Below are 6205 nucleotides of genomic sequence, written 5' to 3' on the forward strand. Positions count from 1 at the left end.
GCTTCGTTCATCCAACTCGCCGGTGTCTTCCGGGGCTTGACGCCCTGTCCGACGTTTCAAACTCTAGCCGATCCCCGCTCCGAAAAGCGAATCCGGCCGCAACCCAATAAAATGCGCACGCCGAATAAGCACCAGGCCGCAACATGAAAAAACGACGAAGCGACCCGGCCCGAACCGGGAAGTGGTGTTTCAGAGGATTGGCTGCCCCGGGACCGTCCGCGCTGACGCGTGTCCGGTGCTCCCTGCCAGGCAGCTCGAAGAACACTAGACCTCCGGGCTCGCCGAGTCAACCGGCGCAACCGATTTCTCGGCGCCCTCCTCCGCCGGCAGCTGGAAGGCCAGGACGGCGACGTCGTCGTCGTGCTCGGAGGTCACGCCCATCGCCCGCAGCAGCCGGGCGCAGATCACCTCGGGGGCGCCCATGGCTCCGGCCAGGGTGCGGGCCAGGAGGTCGAGGCCCTGGTCGATGTCCTCGTCCCGGCGCTCGACCAGTCCGTCGGTATAGAGGACGCCGGTCGTACCGGGGAGCAGGCGCAGGGTGTGGGAGATGTGCAGGCCGCCGCCGGTGCCGAGCGGCGGGCCGTTCTGTTCCTCGCTGCGCAGGATGGTGCCGTCCGGGCAGCGCAGGAGTACGGGGAGGTGTCCGGCGGAGGCGTAGGAGAGGGTGCGGCGCCGCGGGTCCCAGACGGCGTAGGTGCAGGTGGCGATCTGGTTGGCGTCGATCTCCATGGCGAGACCGTCGAGCAGACGCATCACCTCGTGCGGTGGCAGGTCGAGGCGGGCGTAGGCGCGGACGGCCGTGCGCAGCTGGCCCATGACGGCGGCGGCGCGCAGGCCGCGGCCCATGACGTCGCCGATGACGAGTGCCGTGCGTCCGCCGTCGATGGCGATCACGTCGTACCAGTCGCCGCCGACCGCGGCCTCGGCGCCGCCCGGCTGGTAGGTGGCGGCGACCCGCAGGCCGGCCGGCTGGTCGAGCTTCTGCGGGAGCAGGCTGCGCTGGAGGGTGACGGCGGCCTCGCGCTGGCGGCGTTCGGCTTCGCGCAGGCGGGCGGCGGCGAGGACCTGGTCGGTGACCTCGGCGGCGAAGATCAGCACTCCGGCGGGCGGCCCCTCGGTGGGGGCGTCGCCGTTCTCCCCGGTGCCGAGCGGGACGCAGGAGACGTTGTAGTAGCGGTTGCCGGTGAGGCCGAGGATGCAGCGGGCCTTGACGCTGCGCGGGCGGCCGCCGCGGATGACCTGGTCCATCAGGGGCAGGACGCCCATGGTGGCGAGCTCGGGGAGGGCCTCGGCGGCGGGCAGGCCGGTGGGGCGTTCGCCGAAGAGTTCGCGGTAGGCCCGGTTGGCGTAGCCGAGCTGGTGGAGCGGGCCGTAGGTGACGGCGACCGGGGCGGGGATGCGGTTGAGGACCTCGCGCAGGTTCTGCGGCTTGTGCGGGTCGAGCGGCTCGGCGGTGGCGGCGGGGCTGCTCGGGTCGCGGGGGCCGGGCACGACGACGCCGTCGGGGCAGGGGGCTCCGTCCTCGGTGCCGGTCCCGTGGGGCGGGAGGGCACGCCAGGGGACTCCGGCCAGGCGGGCGCTCCAGCGCATGAGGTTCAAACGACGGCCGCTTCCTCGTTTTCCAGGCATATCATCACTTTTTGTGTGCACAGCAGCACAAGGGGTAATGACCAGGTCGGGCTGATCCTGTCAGGCGGAGGCCCGGTTCCGGAAGTCGCCCGCCCGGCGTGGCCGTCCGTTCCGCCCTCCGATCCACCCTCCGGCCCGCCGTTCGGTCGGCCGCCGGGACGGGTAGACCGGTGGGGTCACCGGGCGGCATCCGGTCCGCCGTCGGACGGCCGGTCGGACTTCAGGCCGAACCCTCCCTCGAAGGCCGAACGCGGGTGCTCCATCGCGCCCAGCGAGACCACCTCCCGGGAGAACATCCCGCCGAGCACCCAGTCCATCAGCACCCGCACCCGGCGCTCGGCGCTCGGCAGCCGCCGCAGGTGCCGGGCCCGGTGCAGCCACCAGGCCCGCTGGCCGGTGAGCCGGCCGCCGCGCCGGGTGTGGGCGACGGCCCGGCGCGGGCCGAGCGAGGTCGAACAGGCGGCGGGGCCGGGCCGGTAGTCGGCCAGGCCCGGGGCGTGCGGCCCGCCGTCCAGGGCCACCACGACGTTGCGGGCGAGCAGCTCGGCCTGGGCGAAGGCGTGCTGGGCGTTGGGGGCGCAGGGGGCTCCGTCCGCGTTCGGGTCCGGCACGGCGGCGCAGTCGCCGGCCGCCCACACGCCGGGCAGGGCGCGTCCGTCCGGGCCGACGGCCTGCAAGGTCGCCAGACATCGCACCCGGCCGAGGGTGTCCAGCGGCAGGTCGGTCTCGCGCAGCAGCGGGGCCGGCCGGACGCCCGCCGTCCAGACCAGGGTGCGGGCGCCGAAGCGGCTGCCGTCGGAGAGCACCACGACCCGGTCGGCGACGGACTCCAGAGTGGTCTGCAGCCGGATGTCCACGCCGCGCTCGCGCAGCTCGCCGAGGGTGTGCGCGGCCAGTTCGGGCGACTCCTCGGCGAGGATCCGGCCGGTCGCCTCGACCAGGACCCAGTGCAGGTCCTCGGCGCGGACGTTGTGGTAGCCGCGCACGGCGGTGCGGGTCATGTCCTCCAGTTCGGCGAGCGCGCCGACGCCCGCGTAGCCGGCGCCGACGAAGACGAAGGTGAGCGCCGACTGGCGCAGCGCCGGGTCGCGGGTGGCGGAGGCGAGGTCGAGCTGCTCCAGGACGTGGTTGCGCAGGCCCACCGCCTCGCCGACGGTGGAGAAGCCGCGGCCGTGTTCCGCGAGGCCGGGCACCGGTGCCGTGCGGGAGACCGAGCCGGGGGCCACCACCAGGACGTCGTAGGGCAGTTCGACCGGTGCGGGGGTCTCGCCAGGGCCTGCGGCGTCGGCCAGGGCGCGTCGGGCGGCGTGTTCGATCCGGGTGATCCGGGCGGTGAGCACCCGGCAGTCCGGCAGGACCCGGCGCAGTGGGACCACCACGTGTCTCGGGTCGATCGAGCCGGCCGCCACCTCGGCCAGCAGCGGGTGGTAGGTGAAGTAGGCCTGGGGCTCGACGACGGTGATCTCCACCTCTCCGCGCCGCAGCCGTTCCCGCAGGGCGCGCTGGAGGTGGAGTGCGGCGGCCGTTCCGGCGCAGCCGCCGCCGGCGATCAGGATCCTGATGGTGCGCCTCCTGCCGATGCGACGTTTCGTCCCGGCCGCCCAGCGGCCGGGGGTGTCCCCCCATCACGCCCCCTATGAAGGACCGGCGGGGGTCGTCTTGTCCACAGTCCGTACGGGGCTGGTTGCGACACGAGTGGCCGTCGTGGCCAGTTGTGCTTACTGGGCGACTTTCTGACGCACTTTCGGCCTCGGAGAGTGGTGAACTATGGTCGGATTGTGTACCGGGGCGGCCGTCGCCATGACAATCGGCGGCGACGCACCGTGGAGCGGCCACTACGGCCAGTTCCAGCGTTGGCGTGAGAACCCGACTGGGGGACAGTCATCCGGGGAAGGGTAGTTCCCGGACAGGGCCCCGGACGGTGCCGACGCGCCGAGCCGGACGTGGACCCGGCACGGCGGCACGACCGTGGTCACCGGAACGGGACGGGCGGCACGAGCAATGGGTCATCGGGTCATTTCTGACGGGCTGAGCTGCACCGGGGGGTGCAGGGGCGCGCGACGACAGGGTCCGGTTTCGGACGCCTGCGGGGGAGAGTTGGGATGATGGATCAGGAGCAGGTGTTGGGGCGGGTGGGTGCACCACAGGCCGGACCGGGCACGGTCCCGGAACAGCGCGGCCCGGTGGACCTGCCGCCGCAGAGCGGGTCGGCGTATCCGACGGTCGCGTACCGGGCCGAGCCCGCGGTGCCGGTGCCCGGGGCCAGGTTGCGGGTCGACGCCCGGCGGAACCTGGAGAGCGTGCTGCGGGCGGCCCGCGAGGTGTTCGGCGAGTTCGGCTACGGCGCGCCGATGGAGGAGGTCGCACGCCGGGCCGGGGTCGGGGTCGGCACCGTCTACCGGCGCTTCCCGAGCAAGGAGGTGCTGGTCCAGCGGATCGCCGCCGAGGAGGTGGCGTGGCTGACCGCGCAGGCGCGGGAGTCGCTGTACGGCGGTGACGGCGCCTGGGAGGCGCTGGCCGGCTACCTGGCCCGCGCGGTGTCCACCGGCGCCGGGCGGCTGCTGCCGCCGGAGGCGTTCCGGTACGCGGAGGAACTGGGCCGGGTGCCCGAACAGCGGGCGCCGGAACCGCCCGCGGCGGTCCGCTTCGACCTGCGCGGCGAGGAGGCCCGCTCCGGCGGGGTGGTCGAGCCGTCGGCGGCCGACGCCGATCCCCGGCTGCTGCTGCAGCTGCTGGCCGCCCTGGTGGCGCGGGCCGGTGCGGCGGGCGAACTGCGTCCGGGCGTCACGGTGTCGGACGTGGTGCTGGTGCTGACGGCCTCGGTGCCGGTGCACGCGGCCCGTCCGTCGGTCTCGGCGCAGGCGGCCGGCGGTTTCTCGCCGATTTCTCCGCAGACGGACGGTCAACCGACCGCCGCCCCCTCGGACCGGCTGCTGCAGATCCTGATGGACGGCCTGCGGGAGCGCTGACACCCGGGCCGACCGGTCCGCCACGCCCGGCGGGTACGGGAGTTGGAGGGAGGACCGGCGCGCGGCCCGGATGCGCGCGCCGGGTGCGGGAGTCGCACACCCCACCGCCGCACGCTGGGCGAACACCCCCGCGACGGCCCCTCGGAGGAGTGGAAGGCGGTTGGTCCGGCTTCCGCCGGTCCCTGCGCTATGCCATCCTTTGCCCGTGGTTGGAGCCAATGTCCCGATGCGCGCCGTTCGCGCGCCGTCGGCGCCGTACGTCGGGGAACCGTGCGCCTGCGCACTCCCGCACGCCCTGCCACACTACGGGGGCTGTCGTGGAATCTGGGGTCCGTTGTGAGCGCCGAGGAACAGAACGACTACGGGTACGGCCTCGACTTCGGAGGCCTCTCCGGTGATCCCGGCGAGGGGCCCTGCAGTCTCAACGGCGTCGGCGGGACGGCCCAAGTGCCGGGCGCGGCAGCGGCTTCGGCCGCCGGACACGTCCCCGACCAGGCCGGGATGCCCAGCCGCGAGACGCTCTCCGCCTCCGCCGCCGCGCTGCCCCCGGGCCGGGTGCCCGGACAGGCCCCGGCGGGCCGGGGCGGCGTCGCCCCCGAGGCGTTCGTCGGCGCCCCCTTCACCGGCGACGGCCGCACCGCCCGGCCGACCGTGCCCGCCCCCGCCGACCCGGTGGACGGCGAGCGCCCCACCTCCGACGCCGACTTGACCGCCCGGGTCCGGGCCGGCGACGACACCGCGTACGAGGAGATCTACCGCCGGCACGCCGACTCGGTGCGCCGCTACGCGCGCACCTGCTGCCGGGACAACTTCACCGCCGAGGACCTCGCGGGCGAGGTGTTCGCCCGCACCCTGCAGGCGCTGCGGGCGGGCAAGGGCCCCGAGTTCGCCGTCCGCGCCTATCTGCTGACCGCCGTGCGCAACGTCGCCGCCGCCTGGCACCGCAGCGAGCGCCGCGAGCAACTCGTGGACGACTTCGCCGTGTTCGCGCAGACCTCGGCCGCCGTCGTCGACGTCGACCTCGCCGACCCGGGCGCCGACGCCTGGGCGATGGCGCTGGCCGACCAGCGGATGGTCATGCAGGCCTACGCCGAACTGCCCGAGGACGACCGGGTGGTGCTCTGGCACACCGAGGTCGAGCGGGAGTCCCCGAAGACCGTCGCGGTGATGCTCGGCAAGACCGCCAACGCCACCGCCGTCCAGGCCCATCGGGCCCGCGACCGGCTCGCCGCCGCCTTCCTCCAGGCGCACGTCTCGGGCAGCCAGGACAGCGGTTGCGAGGCCTACGCCAACCGGCTCGGGGCGTACGCGCGGGGCTCGCTGCGCAAGCGGGCCTCGGCGGAGGTCGGCCGGCACCTCAAGGAGTGCGACCGCTGCACGGCCGCCTGCCTGGAACTGACCGAGATCAACACCGGGCTGCGCGCCCTGCTGCCCGGAGGCGTGCTCGTCTGGATCGGCGTCGGCGGCTTCGGCGCCGCCGCGGCCGCCGTGGGCGGAGCCGCCGCCGTCGGCGGAGCGGCAGCCGCCGGGACGGCCGCCGCCTCCGGGTCCTCGGGGGCCACCGCGGGTGCGGCCGCCGCCGGTTCGACCGGTGCGGCCTCCGGCGG

3 protein-coding genes and 1 pseudogene are annotated in these 6205 nt (G+C 74.7%); 2 read left to right on the top strand and 2 right to left on the bottom strand.

Features of this window, described 5'->3' with window-relative positions; all coding sequences use genetic code 11:
* Positions 1 to 306: 306 nt before the first annotated feature.
* Positions 307 to 1599 (bottom strand): annotated as a pseudogene (locus ACWGJO_RS40585) (SpoIIE family protein phosphatase); the annotation flags it as partial.
* A 206-nt stretch (positions 1600 to 1805) separates the two neighbouring features.
* Positions 1806 to 3209, bottom strand: a complete 1404-nt coding sequence (locus ACWGJO_RS40590; protein WP_452190825.1) for an NAD(P)/FAD-dependent oxidoreductase — start codon at positions 3207 to 3209, stop codon at positions 1806 to 1808.
* A gap of 522 nt (positions 3210 to 3731) precedes the next feature.
* Between ACWGJO_RS40590 and ACWGJO_RS40595 the strand changes: the two genes are divergently transcribed.
* Together ACWGJO_RS40595 and ACWGJO_RS40600 are read left to right on the top strand one after the other, a co-directional pair.
* The gene (locus ACWGJO_RS40595) at positions 3732 to 4598 is read left to right on the top strand and encodes a TetR/AcrR family transcriptional regulator (RefSeq protein ID WP_452190823.1); all 867 of its coding nucleotides are present in this window, start codon (positions 3732 to 3734) and stop codon (positions 4596 to 4598) included.
* 336 nt (positions 4599 to 4934) lie between these two features.
* Positions 4935 to 6205 (top strand): sigma-70 family RNA polymerase sigma factor (locus tag ACWGJO_RS40600; protein WP_452190824.1); only part of this gene is annotated, 1271 nt, incomplete at its 3' end.

Source organism: Kitasatospora sp. NPDC054795 (genome assembly GCF_053611565.1).